General features: G+C 65.5%; 16 protein-coding genes. 14 read left to right on the top strand and 2 right to left on the bottom strand.

What is annotated here, in order from left to right; translation table 11 throughout:
- The first annotated feature begins 2 nt into the window (after positions 1 to 2).
- From AC5RT3_RS07705 to AC5RT3_RS07695, 3 genes are all read left to right on the top strand, one after another.
- On the top strand, positions 3 to 830 hold the full coding sequence (locus AC5RT3_RS07705; protein ID WP_494123922.1) for a DUF4194 domain-containing protein: 828 nt from the start codon (positions 3 to 5) through the stop codon (positions 828 to 830).
- Entirely contained in the window at positions 827 to 4,288 is a 3,462-nt protein-coding gene (locus AC5RT3_RS07700) for an ATP-binding protein (RefSeq protein ID WP_494123921.1), read from the top strand. Before AC5RT3_RS07705 ends, AC5RT3_RS07700 begins: the two co-directional genes overlap by 4 nt.
- 477 nt (positions 4,289 to 4,765) lie before the next feature.
- Complete coding sequence (locus AC5RT3_RS07695) at positions 4,766 to 5,200, top strand: hypothetical protein (RefSeq protein ID WP_494123920.1); 435 nt, start codon at positions 4,766 to 4,768, stop codon at positions 5,198 to 5,200.
- A 68-nt stretch (positions 5,201 to 5,268) separates the two neighbouring features.
- Here the strand turns inward: AC5RT3_RS07695 and AC5RT3_RS07690 are convergent, their stop codons facing one another.
- On the bottom strand, positions 5,269 to 5,763 hold the full coding sequence (locus tag AC5RT3_RS07690) for an FBP domain-containing protein (RefSeq protein ID WP_494123919.1): 495 nt from the start codon (positions 5,761 to 5,763) through the stop codon (positions 5,269 to 5,271).
- A 349-nt stretch (positions 5,764 to 6,112) separates the two neighbouring features.
- Here AC5RT3_RS07690 and AC5RT3_RS07685 point away from each other — a divergent pair, with 349 nt between their 5' ends.
- From AC5RT3_RS07685 to AC5RT3_RS07660, 6 genes are all read left to right on the top strand, one after another.
- Complete coding sequence (locus AC5RT3_RS07685) at positions 6,113 to 7,204, top strand: iron-siderophore ABC transporter substrate-binding protein (RefSeq protein WP_494123918.1); 1,092 nt, start codon at positions 6,113 to 6,115, stop codon at positions 7,202 to 7,204.
- A gap of 64 nt (positions 7,205 to 7,268) precedes the next feature.
- Entirely contained in the window at positions 7,269 to 8,306 is a 1,038-nt protein-coding gene (locus AC5RT3_RS07680) for a FecCD family ABC transporter permease (protein WP_494123975.1), read from the top strand.
- Positions 8,307 to 8,317: 11 nt separating this feature from the next.
- Entirely contained in the window at positions 8,318 to 9,361 is a 1,044-nt protein-coding gene (locus tag AC5RT3_RS07675; protein ID WP_494123974.1) for a FecCD family ABC transporter permease, read from the top strand.
- A gap of 1 nt (position 9,362) precedes the next feature.
- Positions 9,363 to 10,175, top strand: a complete 813-nt coding sequence (locus tag AC5RT3_RS07670) for an ABC transporter ATP-binding protein (RefSeq protein ID WP_494123917.1) — start codon at positions 9,363 to 9,365, stop codon at positions 10,173 to 10,175.
- A complete protein-coding gene (locus tag AC5RT3_RS07665; protein ID WP_494123916.1) occupies positions 10,172 to 11,242 on the top strand; it encodes a siderophore-interacting protein in 1,071 nt (356 codons plus the stop codon). Before AC5RT3_RS07670 ends, AC5RT3_RS07665 begins: the two co-directional genes overlap by 4 nt.
- A 157-nt stretch (positions 11,243 to 11,399) precedes the next feature.
- Positions 11,400 to 12,245: an SGNH/GDSL hydrolase family protein gene (locus AC5RT3_RS07660; RefSeq protein WP_494123973.1), complete on the top strand. Its 846-nt coding sequence runs from the start codon at positions 11,400 to 11,402 to the stop codon at positions 12,243 to 12,245.
- Here AC5RT3_RS07660 and AC5RT3_RS07655 read toward each other — a convergent pair.
- Entirely contained in the window at positions 12,242 to 12,529 is a 288-nt protein-coding gene (locus tag AC5RT3_RS07655) for a YciI family protein (RefSeq protein ID WP_494123915.1), read from the bottom strand. The genes AC5RT3_RS07660 and AC5RT3_RS07655 overlap by 4 nt on opposite strands.
- Before the next feature lie 79 nt (positions 12,530 to 12,608).
- Here AC5RT3_RS07655 and AC5RT3_RS07650 point away from each other — a divergent pair, with 79 nt between their 5' ends.
- The 5 genes from AC5RT3_RS07650 (at position 12,609) to rpsN (ending at position 14,900) form a co-directional block, all read left to right on the top strand.
- Positions 12,609 to 13,088, top strand: coding sequence for a MarR family winged helix-turn-helix transcriptional regulator (locus AC5RT3_RS07650; RefSeq protein WP_494011584.1), 480 nt, complete (start codon positions 12,609 to 12,611; stop codon positions 13,086 to 13,088).
- A 64-nt stretch (positions 13,089 to 13,152) separates the two neighbouring features.
- Entirely contained in the window at positions 13,153 to 13,914 is a 762-nt protein-coding gene (locus AC5RT3_RS07645) for an SGNH/GDSL hydrolase family protein (protein ID WP_494123914.1), read from the top strand.
- 274 nt (positions 13,915 to 14,188) lie between these two features.
- Positions 14,189 to 14,425, top strand: coding sequence for a 50S ribosomal protein L28 (rpmB, locus tag AC5RT3_RS07640; protein WP_009358852.1), 237 nt, complete (start codon positions 14,189 to 14,191; stop codon positions 14,423 to 14,425).
- Entirely contained in the window at positions 14,425 to 14,592 is a 168-nt protein-coding gene (gene rpmG / locus AC5RT3_RS07635) for a 50S ribosomal protein L33 (RefSeq protein ID WP_003798558.1), read from the top strand. The genes rpmB and rpmG overlap by 1 nt, the downstream gene beginning before the upstream one ends.
- Positions 14,593 to 14,594: 2 nt before the next feature.
- Positions 14,595 to 14,900, top strand: a complete 306-nt coding sequence (rpsN, locus tag AC5RT3_RS07630; protein ID WP_009358853.1) for a 30S ribosomal protein S14 — start codon at positions 14,595 to 14,597, stop codon at positions 14,898 to 14,900.
- Positions 14,901 to 15,537: the final 637 nt, after the last annotated feature.

Below are 15,537 nucleotides of genomic sequence, written 5' to 3'. Positions count from 1 at the left end.
CGATGACTGAAGACAGCACGACGGCGGTTCCGGCAGCCGAGCCTGCCGGGACTGCGACCAGCCCGGTTATCGGCGGCGTCACTCCCCGCGACACCTTTGTTGACGGTGCTGCCCTGTTCCCGGGGGACACTGGAGTGCTGTCCATGAAAGTGCGGCAGGCGCTGGTGAAGCTCCTGAAAGGCCCGTACATCGACGGCGGCCGGGACGAGAAGCTGTGGACCGTGCTGCTGGACAACCAGGTGATCCTGCGGAGCCGGCTGTCCGAACTGTTCCTGGCCATGCAGCTTGACCACGAGCGCAAAATCGCGGTCCTTCGCCCGGTGGACCCCGAGGTGATCGGCGGCGGCGCCCGCTCAAGCATCCTGCGGCAGCAGCGCGCACTGAGCCGGGTGGAGACCATCGTGCTGCTCCGGCTGCGCCTGCTGCTGGACCGGCACGTCACGGCGCAGACGGATCCCACCATCACCCGCGAGGAAATCGCCGACCTCGTGGCCCACTACCAGCCCGCCGGCCAGCAGGACGCCCTCCGCGATTCCGACGTCGTCACCCGTGCCATCACCAAACTACTGGCCCGCCAGCTCCTGCTTCCCACAGGCCTGGACGACGTCTACACGATCTCCAACGCCCTGCCCCTGGCGCTCCCGTTCGAAAACATCGGCGACATCCCGGCCCACATCGAAGCTTTGGTGGCCGCATCAGCAGACCAGTCAGGAACAGAACCCCTCCTGGATCTGGATGCGGAAGAGGACGCTGCCGAGGACGCAGAGCATGTGTCCGGTGGCGTCGCGATAGGTGAGTCGGCCCCGGAACCCCAAGGAGAAGGCAAATGAGTATCGCGAGCATGCTTCCGATGGGTGAGGTGACCAACCCGGGCCAGATGCGGCTTGCGCTGGTGCAGGTGGTCAACTGGGGCACGTTCCACGGCGCGCACACGATGCACGTGGACCGGGACGGCACGCTGCTCACCGGCAACTCAGGAGTGGGAAAGTCGACCCTGTTCGATGCCATGCTGCGGGTGTTCGATGCCCGGCCGCGGTCCAACGAGGCGGCGGCGCAGCGTTCGGGCGGCGCTGTGGAGGACAAGCGGACGACGTTCACGTACATGCGCGGCAAGGTGGGCGACAAGGCCGTGGGCGAGGGATCGGCGAGTGCGTTCCAGCGCCCGGGTGCCACCTGGTCCGCCGTCGCGCTGACGTTCGACAACGCCGCGGGCACCAAGGTGACGGTCTCGGCGCTGTTCGACCTGCCGAAGAACGGCACGGAGTCCAGCGTGGGCCGGTTCTACCTGATCGACAGCACGCCCCTGGACCTGGAGGCTGTGGAGGGCATCGCCGACAAGCGGTTCACCAAGGCTGTACTTGAGACGACCTTCCCGCACGCGCAGGTTTTCGACGTGCACAAGGCCTTCGCCGAGCGCTTCCGCAGGCTGCTGGGGATCAACTCGGACCAGGCGCTTCCGCTCCTGCGCGTCATTCAGGCGGGCAAGGGGCTGGGCGGCAGCGTGAACACGTTCTTCCGTGACCAGGTGCTGGATGCGCCGGCCACACTTGCCGCCGCTGACGACGTGGTGGAGGAGTTCAGCAACCTGATGTCCATCCGGCAGCGGCTGGAGGATGTGCGGCAGCAGCGCGACCAGCTGGCTCCCGTTCCAGGGCTGAACCGCGAGTATGCGCAGTCGCTCCTTGACGCGAACCGGCTGCGGGAGCTCGCCGGCGAGGAGTTCGAGGCGTACAAGCAGCGGCTGGCTGTCACGGTCCACGAGAAGACACTGGCCCGGTTCAAGGAGCTGGCACAGGCGAAGGCCAAAGAGCTTGGGGCCGAGCGCGCGGTCCGGGACGGCCTGGCCAAGGAACTGCGCCAGCTGGAGACCGACTACAACAGCCAGGGCGGCAACGCGATTTCCGCGATTGAGCAGTCGCTTGAAAACGCCCGGGTGGGGCTGAAGCTCCGCCAGCAAGTGGAAGAATCGGCCCAGCAGGCGCTCGCCGACGCCGGGCTGCGGCTCGAGTGGACGGCTGGGGGCTGGGAGCAGGCGCATGAGCAGGCAGCGGCGCGGTCGGCCGAGCTGAAGGATGATTCGCAGGTCCTCCAGGAGCTGCGGTTCGAGGCCTTCGACGCCCACGCGACGAAGAAGCGCGAGCTGGCAGCGGCTGAGCAGGAACTTGTCTCGCTGAAGACGCGCAAGTCCCTGCTTCCGCCGTCGAGCATCGAAAACCGTTCCGCGATTGCTGCCGCCACCGGCATCCCGGAAGAGCGGATGCCGTTCGCGGGTGAGCTGATGGACCTGGCTGAGGGGGAGGAGCGTTGGCGGCCGGCTGCTGAACGTGCGCTCCGCAGCCTCGCCACCACGCTGCTGGTTCCGGGCAAGCACTTCGCCGCCGTCACGCGGTACCTGAATGACAACAAGGTGCGCGGCGCGTTGCGGGCAGTGGATGTCTCCAAGCCGCTGGCCGGCGGCGCACTGGCCGTGGAGGACGTGCGCGACGGCGACCTGCTCACCAAGCTGGACATCCTGGCCACGGGTGCGGCTGCTGAGGCCGGAGCCTGGATCCGTGAACGGATCGCACTCGACTTCGCCTACCCCTGCGTGGAGGATCCGGACGAACTGGCCGGCCTGGACAAGGGCCTGAGCCTGGGTGGCGTGGTCAAGCGCAACCGCCACACCGTGGAGAAGGACGACCGCTTCACCAGCCGGCAGGATTATGTCCTGGGCTTCGACAACGCCGCCAAGCTGGAACTCGTGGCCGGCCAGGTGGAGGATCTCCGGCAAGAGGTGGCCAAGGCCGCCGAACTCGCGCAAAGCCGTGAGGACTCGCACCAGGGCATGAGCCGCCAGCTTGAAGCCCTGCGCCGCATCGCGGAGGACGACCGCCCGTGGGAACAGGTGTCAGCGGCGGTGGCAGCGGATGAACTGGCGCGCATTGAGCAGCGGCTCAAGGACGCCCTCGCCGCCCAGGCGGACCTTGAACCGCTGCGTGCCACCATTGAGGAGGTGCGGCAGAAGCACCAGTCCAGCACCGAGGCTGCCGCGGTCCTGCAGAGCGAGTACAAGGCCCTGGACCGTCAGCTGACCGCTGCCGATTCCCTGCTGGAAGGCGCACGTGAACGCCTGGCCCAGGCGCCGCCGTCGGACGCCACGGTTGCCGCGCTGGAACCGCACTTCGCCGACTTTGGCGACGTGACCGAAATGCACGAACTGGACAACCTGGCCAACCGGGTGCGGACGGCGCTGCTGGCGGAGCTGCATGCTGCCGAGTCCCGGGGCCAGGCCACCGCCGAGCGGCTGACGCGGATCTTCGAGGGCTTCGTGCGGGACTGGGGGAGTGCCATCTCCGCCGACCATGGCACCACCATCGGCGCCGCCAGCGAGTTCGAAAGCCGGTACCACGCTATTGTCAGCGACGGGCTGCCGGCGCAGGAGGCGGAGTTTCGGCAGTTCTTCAACCAGCGCACGCACGAGTCCTTCAGCACCCTGCTGCACCTCCTGGACGAGGAACGCCGCTCCATCACCAGCCGGATCCTGCCCCTCAACGGCATCCTGTCGCAGGTGAACTTCCATGAGGGCAGCTACCTGGAACTGGATATCAAGCAGACCCTGCCGCCCACGGCCAAGCAGTTCAAGGACGCCATCCAGAACGCGCTCAAGGCCCGCCACACCCGGCCTTCCCGTTCCGATGCCGCGGGAGCGGAAAAGAACGACGACGACGAGCTCACCGCGCGCTACAAGTCGCTGGAGACGCTGGTGAAGCGGTTGGGCTCGCAGGCGCCGGAAGACCGGCGCTGGCGGGCCGAGGTGCTGGACGTCCGCGGACACCTGTTCATCCAGTGCAAGGAGCACCGTGAGGTGACCGGCGCGCCGTCGGGCAAAAAGACGGGCAAGAAGACCGACGTCTTCATGCATGCGGACACGGGCTCCATGTCCGGCGGTGAGCGGCAGCGCTTCACCGCGTTCATCATGGCCGCTGCGCTGAGCTACCAGCTGGGCATCGCCGAACAGGGCTTCACCACGTACGGCACTGTGATGATGGATGAGGCGTTCGTCCTGGCCTCCGAGGAATTCGCCGGTGCCGGCATCAAGGCGCTGCACGAGTTCGGATTCCAGCTGCTGCTTGCCGCCCCGGAAAACGTGATCGACCTGTCCCGACACCTGGGCTCCGTGACTGAGATCCTCCGGGACAGGCGCACCAACCGTTCGGGCGTCCTGACGGCCCCGGTGATCAAGCCCCGGCCCGGTGAAGAGGGGTCTTGGCGGTCCGAGGCTAACCCAGTGGATATCGTTCTGCGCTGATCCGAAACCGCATATAACAAATTGATGGATTTATTGTTCAGGCTCTAGAAGCAGCTGTTTTTGCTGTGCCACTCTGGCTCTACCAACTCACCTCGCCTGAGTAATTCCCACAGGTACTGCGGACAGACTGGGGTTCCGCACTGTCCCCAAGAGGACGATGGCGTCATCTTGAAAGGCATTCCGATGCACCCACAACACCGAGCATCCTTCCTCCTGGCCGCGATCACTGCGGCGGCGCTGTCCCTCGCGGGCTGCGCGGCAGGCACTTCTGCGGGGAGTGGGGAGACCGCGGGGTCATCCGCACAAACGGCCACGTCGAGCGGGGGCTCGTCCGCAACGCCGGCCGCCCCGACTGTCACGACGAGCCCCGATCCATCAATTGTTCCCGCTGCCACCTCGTCCTTCGTGCCCCCGGGACCGGAAGCCTTCACGTTCGCAGATGGCCGCCTGTCGTTTGCTTATCCTGAAGGCTGGAGCGTGAAGCATGAGCAGGTGTCAGCGTCCCCCGCCGTGGAGACGGCGACCGTCTTGGATGCCAGCGGCAAGGAGCAGATCGCTGTGTACTACAGCCAGGTCGGTGACGCCACGGCCGGAAACGTCACCAGGAACATCATTGAGACGGATCCGGTGCCGGGACTGATCGGCGCTTCTGTTCCCACGCCTAGTTCTTCGTTCTTTATTGATCGCACTGATGGCGCTACTCATTACCGGATGGGCCTGACGCCAGGAGCGCCCGTCTCGCCGGACGGCCAAGTGCAATACGGCCTTGTCAGAATCGGCGACCGCATTTTGACCGCAGATGTGCTGTTCGATGAAGCGCGGTTCGAGGGTCCTGAGGCAGCGCAAGCCTGGTACTGGAGTGCCGAAGGCCGTGCCCTGAAGTCCGTGCTCATGAGCTTCTCTTACCGCTGACCGGCAGGCGGGGAAGCCCTCCCCCACTTGGGGGAGGGCTTCCGCTGCAGGGCTGGCCTGCGCGCCGACTACTGACCCTGGACTCTGGCCAGGAATTGGGCGGTGCGGTCCTTTAGGCCTTCAATCTGGCGGAGGACGACGGCGGCCGGGTCAGGATTGATCTCGTTGGCCGGCGGTTCCTTGCGCACGTTGCCGCAGCACAGGAAGTCGGCACAAATAAGGGTGCCCACGGTGTTGCCATCGCGTCCGGACTGGCCGGCGCGCCTGGCCACCCAGAGGAGTACGTCCTCCTTGGAAAAGACGTCCCGGCAGAGTTCGCAGAGCACCGAGCGGTTCTTCCGGGCGCCGCTTTCGGGGGCACGCAACATGATGCCGGTCAGGCCTTTAGCGCCGGGGACTACCAGGTACCCGCGGAGGGGCATCTTCTCGTCCCGCCAGCCCAGGAACTCGAGGTTGTCCCAGCCAAGGGAGTCGAAATCCTTGGGCAGGTTGAGTTTGGCCACCTCGGAGCGGCTGGCATTGATGAAGGATGCCCGGATTTGTTGGGGCGTGACTGATTGCATGGCTGTACTTTCGTAAGAGATGGGACCCGACGTGGGTCAGGGAAACAAGGGGTCAGTCATTTCCCTCGGAGCAGGCCAAAGCGGCCGCCCCGCTTCCCGTGGCAGCGGCGGCGCTGAAGGCCATGCGCGTGCACATTTCTCCGTGGTTCCCATCTCTTCTGCAGGCTGGTCGGCGCTTGTGCGGAACCAGCAGTGTCATCCTGCCAAATGGGACACCGCCTGTCCAAGGCAGCGACACGCATCAGTCCCTGTGTCCTTCATTCATGGAATAAGATACGTAAACGTTGCGTAATGCAGCAGAGGGTAGGCTAGCCTTACTTAAGTTCGCATCGTTCACTTAAGGAGTTCCGTGACTTCCCCCCTCTTCACAGGCCTTGGTGCCACACGCCGCACGCTGTTCAAATCAGCCGGCAAGGCGACGGCCGTTCTGGCCGCAGCGGCGCTCACCCTCTCGGCCTGCTCCACCGGCCCCGCGTCCTCCACCACGGACGCCGGCCCTTCCAGCTCCAGCAGCTCGCAGTTCCCGGTCACCATCGAACACGCATTCGGTGAAACCATCATTGAGAAGCAGCCCACCCGTGTAGCCACCGTCTCCTGGGTCAATGACGACGTCGCCATTGCCCTGGGTGTTGTTCCCGTCGGTGTCCCCAAGAATGAGTGGGGCGGCAACGAGCAGGGCTCCACCCCGTGGAAAGACGCAGCCCTCGAGGAGCTCGGCGCCGGCTTCGGCTCGGACAAGGCCCCGGTCCAGTACTCCGAGGCTGACGGCATCAACTTCACCGAGATTGCAAAGCTCACCCCGGACGTCATCCTGGCCGCCTACTCGGGCCTGACCGAGGAGGACTACAAGAAGTTGACCGAGATCGCGCCGGTTGTGGCCCATCCGGAACTGGCCTACGGCACCTCCTGGCAGGACTCCACCTCCATCATCGGCAAGGCCCTCGGCAAGGACGCCGAAGCCACCAAGCTGATCTCGGACACCGAGGCCACCATCGAGGAGAAGGTCTCCAAGTACCCGCAGATCGAAGGCAAGAGCTTCATCTACGGCAACCTGGAGCCGGCCAAGGGTGACGGCGTCAACGTCTACACGGCCAACGACAACCGTCCCCGGTTCCTCTCCGAAATCGGTATGACGCTTGCCCCCGTGGTGGAGGAAAACTCCAAGGATTCCAAGGAGTTCTTCATCCCGTGGTCTGCCGAGAAGGCCAATGAGCTCGAATCCGACGTTTTCGTGACCTGGGTTCCGGACTCCTCCACCGCGGACGCCATCAAGGCCGACCCGCTGCTGAGCCAGATCCCCGCCATCAAGAACGGCGCCCTGGTTGCAGATTCGGACAACACGCTGACGCTGTCCATCTCCGCTGCCTCCCCGCTGAGCCTGCCGTGGTCGCTGGACACGTTCCTGCCGCAGCTGGCCACCGCTGCGGATGCAGTGAAGTAAGCACCGTTCCGTGACGCACAGTACGACGACGGCGGCCTCCCGGGGAGGGGGCACCGGCACCGCGGTGCGGGGGAAAGGACCGAAGGGTCCCTCCCGCGGCCCCGCTACCGGGGGAAAGCGGGCCGCCTGGCTGCTGGCCGCCGTCGTCGTGCTGGCCATCCTGGCCGGGGCGTCCCTGGCCATCGGCGCCCGCGCCATTCCCCTCGGCACCGCGTTGGAGGCGCTGGCCTCCTTTGATCCCGCAAACGGGGATCATGCAGTAGTCCACGCCCGGATCCCCCGCACCGTGCTCGGCCTCCTCGCCGGCGGTGCGCTGGGCCTTGCCGGCGCGGCCATGCAGGGCGTCGCCCGCAACCCGCTCGCCGACCCCGGCATCATCGGCGTTAACGCCGGAGCCGCCCTGGCAGTGGTGACCGGCATCTACGTCTTCGGCGTCGCCACCTTCTCCGGCTACATCTGGTTCGCCTTCATTGGCGCGGCGGTTGCCGCCGTCGTGGTGTACCTGATCGCTTCCCTTGGCCGGGACGGTGCCACGCCCGTGAAGCTGGCGCTGGCCGGCGCCGCACTCAGCGCCGGACTGTACTCGCTGATGAACGTCATCCTGGTGTCCAGCCAGGACACCCTGGACCGCTTCCGCTTCTGGCAGGTGGGCGGCGTGGCCGGCCGTGACTGGTCCGTCGTTCTGCCCGGGATACCTTTCCTCGCCGTGGGCGCCGCGATTGTGCTCCTGACCGGACGCATCCTCAACAGCCTGGCCCTTGGCGACGACATTGCCCGCGGCCTCGGCCAGCGCGTGGGCCTGGCCCGTGCTGTCACTGCCCTGGGCATCGTCCTGCTCTGCGGAACGGCCACCGCCCTTGCCGGGCCGATCGCCTTCGTCGGCCTGGTGGTTCCGCACGCTGTCCGGTTCCTCACCGGGCCCGACTACCGGTGGATCCTGCCGTTCTCCCTGGTGGCCGCCCCTGTGCTGCTGCTCGCGGCCGACATCATCGGCCGGGTTGTGCTGCTCCCCGGTGAGGTTCCCGCCGGCATCATGACCGCTTTGGTGGGTGCACCCGTGTTCGTCTGGCTGATCCGCCGGGGGAAAGGGGCCGGACTGTGACCCTCACCCAGATGGAGCAACGCCGCGGCAGCCTGCTCCTGAACCGGACCGCCGTGCTGGCTGCCGGCGTCGTCATCCTGTTTGCGGTGTACGTCCTGCTCGGCAGCTACACCGTCACAATCCCGGACTTCTTCAAGATCCTGGTTGCGCACCTGACGGGCGGGGAAAAAATTCCCGGTGCCAGCTTCATCGTCATGGAAAACAAGCTTCCCAGGGCAGTCATCGGCACCATGATCGGCCTCGCGTTCGGCCTTGCCGGTGCGCTGTTCCAGACAATGCTCCGCAACCCGCTGGCCAGCCCCGACATCATCGGCATCAGCTACGGCGCCAGCGCCGCCGCCGTCATCGCCATCGTCGTTTTCGGCGCGTCAGGCGCCGTGGTCTCCGGCGCGGCCCTTGCCGGTGCCCTGGCTGTGGCCGCGATCATCTACGCAATCTCCGCTGGAGGAGCCCTGCGCGGAACCAGCCGCGGCAGCACCGCCGGCAACCGGCTGGTCCTCGCCGGCGTGGGCATCGCGGCCGCACTCCACGCGGTGGTCAACTTCCTGATGACCCGGGCCGATATCCGCACCGCCGCCGACGCCCTCGTCTGGCTGAACGGGTCCCTGAACTCCGCCAACTGGGACCGCGCAGGTGTCTTGTTTTTCGCCCTGGTGGTCCTTATCCCCGCGGTGGCCGTCATCGCCGGGCCGCTGCGGATCCTTGAACTCGGGGACGATGCCGCCGCAGGCCTGGGTGTCCGCGTCAACGCGTCCCGCCTCGCCCTGGTGATCATCGCCGTCACGCTGGCGGCCGTCGCGACGGCGGCAGCCGGCCCGGTCGCTTTCGTCGCCTTCCTCGCCGGGCCCATAGCCCGCCGCTTCACCGGCAAAGCCAGCCTCCCGGCGTCGGCCCTGGTGGGAGCGCTCATCGTCCTCGCGGCAGACTACTTCGCCTCCAACCTCGCCCCGCTGCTGCTGGACGGCACCGTCCTGCCGGTCGGCGTCATCACCGGTGCACTCGGCGCCCCCTTCCTGCTGTGGCTCCTGGTCACGGCCAACCGAAAGGATGCCTGACGTGGCTGTTCTCAATGCCAAGGACCTGACGCTGAAATACGACCAGCGCTGCGTGGTGGACGGCCTCAGCGTGGAAATCCCCGAGGGCAAGGTGACCATGATCGTGGGCGCGAACGCCTGCGGGAAGTCCACCCTGCTCCGCGGCCTGTCCCGGCTCCTCAAACCCACGTCGGGCGCCGTGACGCTGGACGGGAAGGACATCCACGCCCGTCCTGCCCGGGAGCTGGCACGCACCCTCGGCCTCCTCCCGCAGCACCCCACCGCCCCGGACGGCATCACGGTCCGCGACCTGGTGGGCCGCGGCCGCTACCCGCACCAGGGCTTCTTCCGCAGCTGGAGCGACCAGGACGACGCCGCCGTGCAGCGCGCGCTGGAAGCAACCGAGACGCTGGCCCTCGCCGGGCGCGACGTGGACGAACTTTCCGGCGGGCAGCGGCAGCGGGTGTGGATCGCCATGGCCCTCGCCCAGGAAACCGACGTCCTGCTGCTGGACGAGCCCACCACCTACCTGGACCTCGCCCACCAGGTGGAGGTCCTGGACCTCGTGACGGACCTGAACCGCAAGCGCGGCACCACCGTCGCAATCGTCCTGCACGACCTCAACCTCGCCGCCCGGTATGCGGACAACGTCATCGCCATGAAGGCCGGCGCCGTGGTGGCCGTGGGCAACCCGCGTGAGGTAGTCACCGAAAGCCTGGTCCGCAATGTCTTCAACCTCGACTCCCGCGTCATCCCCGACCCCGTGTCCGGAACACCCCTGATCATCCCCATCGGCCGCCACCACGTCCCCACCGAACTGGAGCTTGTTTCATGAAGACCCGAAATGCTGCGTCCGCCAAGCCGATGAACACGCAGTCCATGAATACAGAGCCGATGACCCTGGCGTTCGAGGTCACCGTCTCCTCGGTCCAGGAACTCAGCCCCAACTTCCGCAGGATCACGTTCGGCGGCTACTCGCTGCGGGACTTCGGCGTCCATGGGGACACCCTGGACCTCCGGATCAAACTCATGATCCCGTCCCTCGCCGCGGACGGCACGCAGCTTCCGCTGCCGGCCTTCGAGATGGCCTCGTCCGGGTGGTACCGCGAATGGCTGGAGATGGACCCCGCCGTCCGCGGTTCCATGCGCACCTACACGGTGCGGCAGGCCCGGCTTGACGCGGTGTACCCGGAGATCGACGTCGATTTCGTCATGCATTTCGATGACCACGGCCACGGCGGTCCGGCTGCCAACTGGGCCCGCAACGCCAAGCCCGGGGACGCCATCACCATCATCGGCCCGAACAACCGCGCCGCGCACTGCGTGACCGCCGAAATCTACTCCGGCATCGAATGGCGGCCGGGCCTGGCCCAGCGGATCCTGCTGGCCGGCGACGAGACAGCTGTCCCGGCCATCTCCGCCATCCTGCAAAGCCTCCCGGAGTACATGACCGGCCACGCCTTCCTCGAAGTCCCCGAGGCGGGCGACTTCCTGGAACTCACCTCACCCGCCGACATCCAGATCACCTGGCTCGCGCGGGGGGCCTCGATCGGGCGGTCCCGGCCGCACGGCGAACTGCTGCAGGAAGCGGTCCGCAAAGCCGTTCCCGTACCCGGCTGGGTGGGGATTAAGGAAGTGGACGGCGGAGCCGGGCCCGAGCCCGAAGACGTCAACGTGGACGTGGACATCCTCTGGGAGACCCCGTCCCGGATGGAAACGTCCGAGATCATTGCCACCAAGAACCCGGGCATGCCGGCGGGCGCCATGCCTTTCTACGCCTGGATCGCCGGCGAAGCAGCCGTCATCAAGGACATGCGCCGGTACCTCGTCCGCGACGTGGGCATCGACCGGAAGCAGGTTGCGTTCATGGGGTACTGGAGGCAGGGCAAAGCCGAAGGCTAGCCGCCTCCTGCCTTGCCTCCCCGTGACTGCCGGCTTGCCGTCGCTTAGCGGTTGGACCCAAACGCCCGCTCACTTCTGGCGGCTAAAACCCGGACGCGCGCTCACTTACTGTTCATCCCGGCGTCGTGATTTCTTTTTCTTGCGCCGCTAGGTTGGGCTGGTGCATGAACCTTTGCTTCCTGACTCCGGGCGGCGGGTGTTCGTTGCCCTGGGGGACTCGTTCACCGAGGGTGTGGGGGACCGGGACGAGCGGCTGCCCAACGGGGTGCGGGGCTGGGCCGACCGGGTGGCAGAGAAACTCGCCAAGGCACAGCCCGGGTGGAAGTACGCGAACCTGGCCATCCGCAGCAAGCGGCTCCGGCACATCATCGATGAGCAGTTGGAGCCGGCGCTGTGGATGAGGCCGACGCTGGTCACCCTCTATGCCGGCGGCAACGACATCCTCGACCTGAAGACAGACATGGCTGTGCTGATGGCTGACTATGAGGAGTTCGTCCGTCAGCTGGCGGGAACCGGGGCCACCCTTGTGCTGTTCACGGGCTTCGACGTCAAAGTGTCGGCGCTGCTCGAGCCGCTGAAGAGGCGCAACTCCTTTTACAACGAACGGGTACGGGAAATTGCCGCCAAGTACGGGGCGGTCCTCGTGGATTACTGGTGCCTCGACGCCTTCCACGACCGCCGGATGTGGGACTCTGACCGGCTCCACATGTCAAAGGCCGGGCACAAGTACCTGGCCGGGCAGGTACTGGACCAGCTGGGAGTCCCGCACAAAATCAGGCCCAAGGACTGGGAACCGCCAACACCTGTCACGCTGCGGGAGTGGGAACGGCGGCAGCGCCGCTGGGTGAACGACTGGGTCCTGCCGCTCTTCGGACGCAAGTTGCGCGGCGTCACGCTGGGGGACCAACTGAGCCCGCGCTGGCCCGAACCGGTTAAGGTCCCCAGGAAAGGCGGGCTGAAGAAGCTGGCGGCAGAAAACGCCGCAGCCGCAGAAGGCGCCTAACTGTCCAGGAGGTTCTCGAAGCCTGGCGCCACCCGGCCGGCGTGGAACTCCACCACTTCGAAGTCGGCCACGCCATTGGTGTAGAACGGGTCCTGCGCCAGGCTGGCGTCCAGCGTGGCACGGTCCGCCCGGGACAGCAGCAGTCCCCCGGTCCGGGGAACCTTCCGGCCGGCGGCGATGAAGACGCCGTCGTCGAAAGCTTTTTGCAGCCAGCTGATGTGCGCATCATTGTGGAAATCGACGATGTCCTGCGGAACCCGGTAGGTCAGGGAGACAACATACATGCGCCATAGCCTACCGGGGGCCTGCGGCACCGGAACCCGGTGGCGGCGAAGCTTGAAAGATCAATCGTAGAATATGGAGATGACCGAACCGCGGTGGCTCAACCCCGATGAACGACGTGCCTGGCTGGCCCTGGTGAGCATTAACACCCTGCTGCCCGCAGCCTTGGACACAAAGCTGCACGCTGCCGGGAAGCTTTCGCTCTTCGACTACACCGTTCTGGCAATGCTTTCGGAGGCGGACGAGCGGTTCCTGCCCATGAGCGAGCTCGCGGCCCGGAGCAGCGCGTCCCTGTCCCGGCTTTCCCACGTAGTGACCAAGCTGCAGAAGCGCGGATGGGTGGAGCGCCGGCCGCACCCCCACGACGCCCGGGTCACCATCGCCCACCTCACGGAGGAAGGCATGGCCACCATCGTTGGCCTGGCCCCGGACCACGTGGAATCGGTACGCAACCTCTTCCTTGACGCCCTGACCGAGCAGGACGTCCTGGACCTCGCCCGGATCGGTGAAAAAGTCGTGGGCCGCCTGGACGCGGACCATTGGATCCTGCGCGAAAGCTAGGGACCCGCACCTACGCCTCCCGTCCGGTTGGTTGCTCCCGGCAACGGATGGCAAACTAACCGCTATGGATTTCACCTCCCGGTTCGTGGCCCTTGGCGACTCCTTCACCGAAGGCGTGGGCGACGACGATCCCGCCCGTCCCAACGGCGTCCGGGGCTGGGCTGACCGTGTGGCAGAGCAGCTTGGTGCCGACGACCCAGGATTCGGCTACGCCAACCTCGCCATCCGCGGCAGGAAACTCCGGCAGATCCTGGCCGAGCAGGTGGACGCCGCCGTCGAGCTCAAACCCACCCTGGTGAGCATCTACGCGGGTGCCAACGACATTCTGCGCCCCCGTATCGACATCGACGACCTGCTGGCAGAGTACGACGACGGCATCCGCAAGCTGGCTGCCACCGGGGCCACAGTGCTGATGTTCACTGGATTCGACGCCCGCGGCTCCAAGGTTTTCGGCACGATGCGCGGCCGCACAGCCATCTACAACGAGCTGGTCCGCGGCATCGCAGGTGATCACGGGGCCCTGCTGGTGGACTACTGGCGCTTTAGCGAGTACTACGACTGGGGCATGTGGGCGAAGGACCGCATGCACATGTCCGCAGCCGGGCACGCCAACATGGCCAAGCGGGTCATGGAAGTGCTCAAATACGACCACTCCATTGACATCCCGCCCATGACGCCAGTGCCGGAGCTGAAGGGCGCTGAAGCGCTCCGCGCCAACGCCCAGTGGTTCCGTGAATACGCCGGCCCGTGGGTGGTCCGCCGCGTCACAGGCAAATCCTCGGGAGACAACCTCTCGTCCAAGTACCCCCGGCTGACCCGGCTCTAGGCGCCCGGGAAGGTGCCGCGGTCGGGCCCTGCTTATACACCCAATTCCCCCGGATTGGTCTTTAATTGCGCGAACTCGTAGACTTGGTAGGCGCTAAGTGCGCGGAGCGTGCGCAATTGCTCCGGTTGCCCGGTATTTTCTCCAGGGTGGCCGGTAGTTAGGGGCTCAAGTTGCGTGACTAACCGTTCGCCCTTCTTTATTTTTGGGTCGCCCTTAGCAGCATGGTCCAGCAGCAGATATGCGGATCATTACATCCAATTCTTGAGGAGAAGTCATGGCAGCACACTGCCAAGTGACCGGGGCCGAGCCGGGCTTTGGGCACAGCATTTCGCACTCGCACCGTCGCAACAAGCGCCGGTTCGATCCGAACATCCAGAAGAAGCGCTACTGGGTTCCGTCCCTGCGCCGTAACGTCACGCTGCAGGTCTCTGCTCGTGGCATCAAGACCATCGACGTACGCGGCATCGACGCAGTCGTCGCCGAAATCCTGGCTCGTGGGGTGAAGCTCTAATGGCAAAGGACAAGGACGTACGTCCGATCATCAAGCTCAAGTCGACCGCGGGCACGGGTTACACCTACGTAACCCGCAAGAACCGTCGTAACGACCCGGACCGCCTGGTCCTGAAGAAGTACGACCCCAAGATCCGCCAGCACGTTGAATTCCGAGAGGAGCGCTAAACATGGCTAAGAAGTCCAAGATTGCTCGCAACGAGCAGCGCAAGGTCATCGTTGAGCGTTACGCTGCCAAGCGCCTCGAACTGAAGAAGACCCTGGTTGACGAAAACGCAACCGACGAAGCACGCGAAGCAGCCCGCCTGGGCCTGCAGAAGCTGCCCCGCAACGCGTCCCCGATCCGTCTGCGTAACCGCGACATCATCGACGGCCGTCCCCGTGGCACCTTCCAGAAGTTCGGCATCTCCCGTGTCCGCTTCCGCGACATGGCCCACAAGGGCGAACTTCCGGGCATCACCAAGTCTTCCTGGTAATCCCGCAAGGCTGATACCAGCTGCTTGGAAAGGGCCGGCAACCATCACGGTTGCCGGCCCTTTCTTGCGTTAACCCACAGCCGGAACGGCCGGCTTCTGCCTGTGCTGCAGGACACAGGAAGTATTTACGACGGCGGGTGGGTGTCTGGGTGGGTTGGTGGGTGGTTTTGGCGCGTGTTTCCGGGGTTTTGGTGGGGTGGTGGGGCCGGGTTGCGGTGGGGTGGGTGGGGGTGTATTGTTTTCCGAGTCGCCGCGAGGGAGACAGCGAAGAGCTGGTTACCGCGGGCGGCCAAACCCCTAAAACAAAGACCAAAATCTGGTGGCTCGTTTGGGTGCCGGAAACGGGTGGGGGTGGTTGAGAGGGACGCGGGTCGCGGAAACGCTGATTTGCAAAGTTCTTTGAACGCCGGTAAGTTTGAAAAGTTGCTCCGGAGCGATCCTGAATGTTTGGTTTGGGTGGTGCCGGGTGTGTCTGTTGTTTGAGAACTCAATAGTGTGCCAAGTTTGTTGATACCGATTATGTATGTAATTGGTTGAATTTGCCGGATCGTGCCGCCCCTGTGGCATTGGTTTGGTGTTTTTGGCTGGTTTCAAATTTTGTGCAGCTTTTGCTGGTGTTATTTCCACTGGTTTTGGT

It is taken from the genome of Arthrobacter sp. Y3221159, assembly GCF_059089885.1.
The sequence above is the reverse complement of the archived record's forward strand: the minus strand, read 5'-3'. Positions and strand labels throughout refer to the sequence as shown.

Bases quoted from the DNA above. Each gene is read 5' to 3' on its own strand.
- AC5RT3_RS07665 (WP_494123916.1), top strand. From the start codon at position 10,172: ATGAAGACCCGAAATGCTGCGTCCGCCAAGCCGATGAACACGCAGTCC.
- AC5RT3_RS07655 (WP_494123915.1), bottom strand. From the start codon at position 12,529: ATGTATGTTGTCTCCCTGACCTACCGGGTTCCGCAGGACATCGTCGAT.
- AC5RT3_RS07690 (WP_494123919.1), bottom strand. From the start codon at position 5,763: ATGCAATCAGTCACGCCCCAACAAATCCGGGCATCCTTCATCAATGCC.
- AC5RT3_RS07705 (WP_494123922.1), top strand. From the start codon at position 3: ATGACTGAAGACAGCACGACGGCGGTTCCGGCAGCCGAGCCTGCCGGG.
- rpmG (WP_003798558.1), top strand. From the start codon at position 14,425: ATGGCAAAGGACAAGGACGTACGTCCGATCATCAAGCTCAAGTCGACC.
- rpmB (WP_009358852.1), top strand. From the start codon at position 14,189: ATGGCAGCACACTGCCAAGTGACCGGGGCCGAGCCGGGCTTTGGGCAC.
- rpsN (WP_009358853.1), top strand. From the start codon at position 14,595: ATGGCTAAGAAGTCCAAGATTGCTCGCAACGAGCAGCGCAAGGTCATC.
- AC5RT3_RS07650 (WP_494011584.1), top strand. From the start codon at position 12,609: ATGACCGAACCGCGGTGGCTCAACCCCGATGAACGACGTGCCTGGCTG.
- AC5RT3_RS07675 (WP_494123974.1), top strand. From the start codon at position 8,318: ATGGAGCAACGCCGCGGCAGCCTGCTCCTGAACCGGACCGCCGTGCTG.
- AC5RT3_RS07700 (WP_494123921.1), top strand. From the start codon at position 827: ATGAGTATCGCGAGCATGCTTCCGATGGGTGAGGTGACCAACCCGGGC.
- AC5RT3_RS07645 (WP_494123914.1), top strand. From the start codon at position 13,153: ATGGATTTCACCTCCCGGTTCGTGGCCCTTGGCGACTCCTTCACCGAA.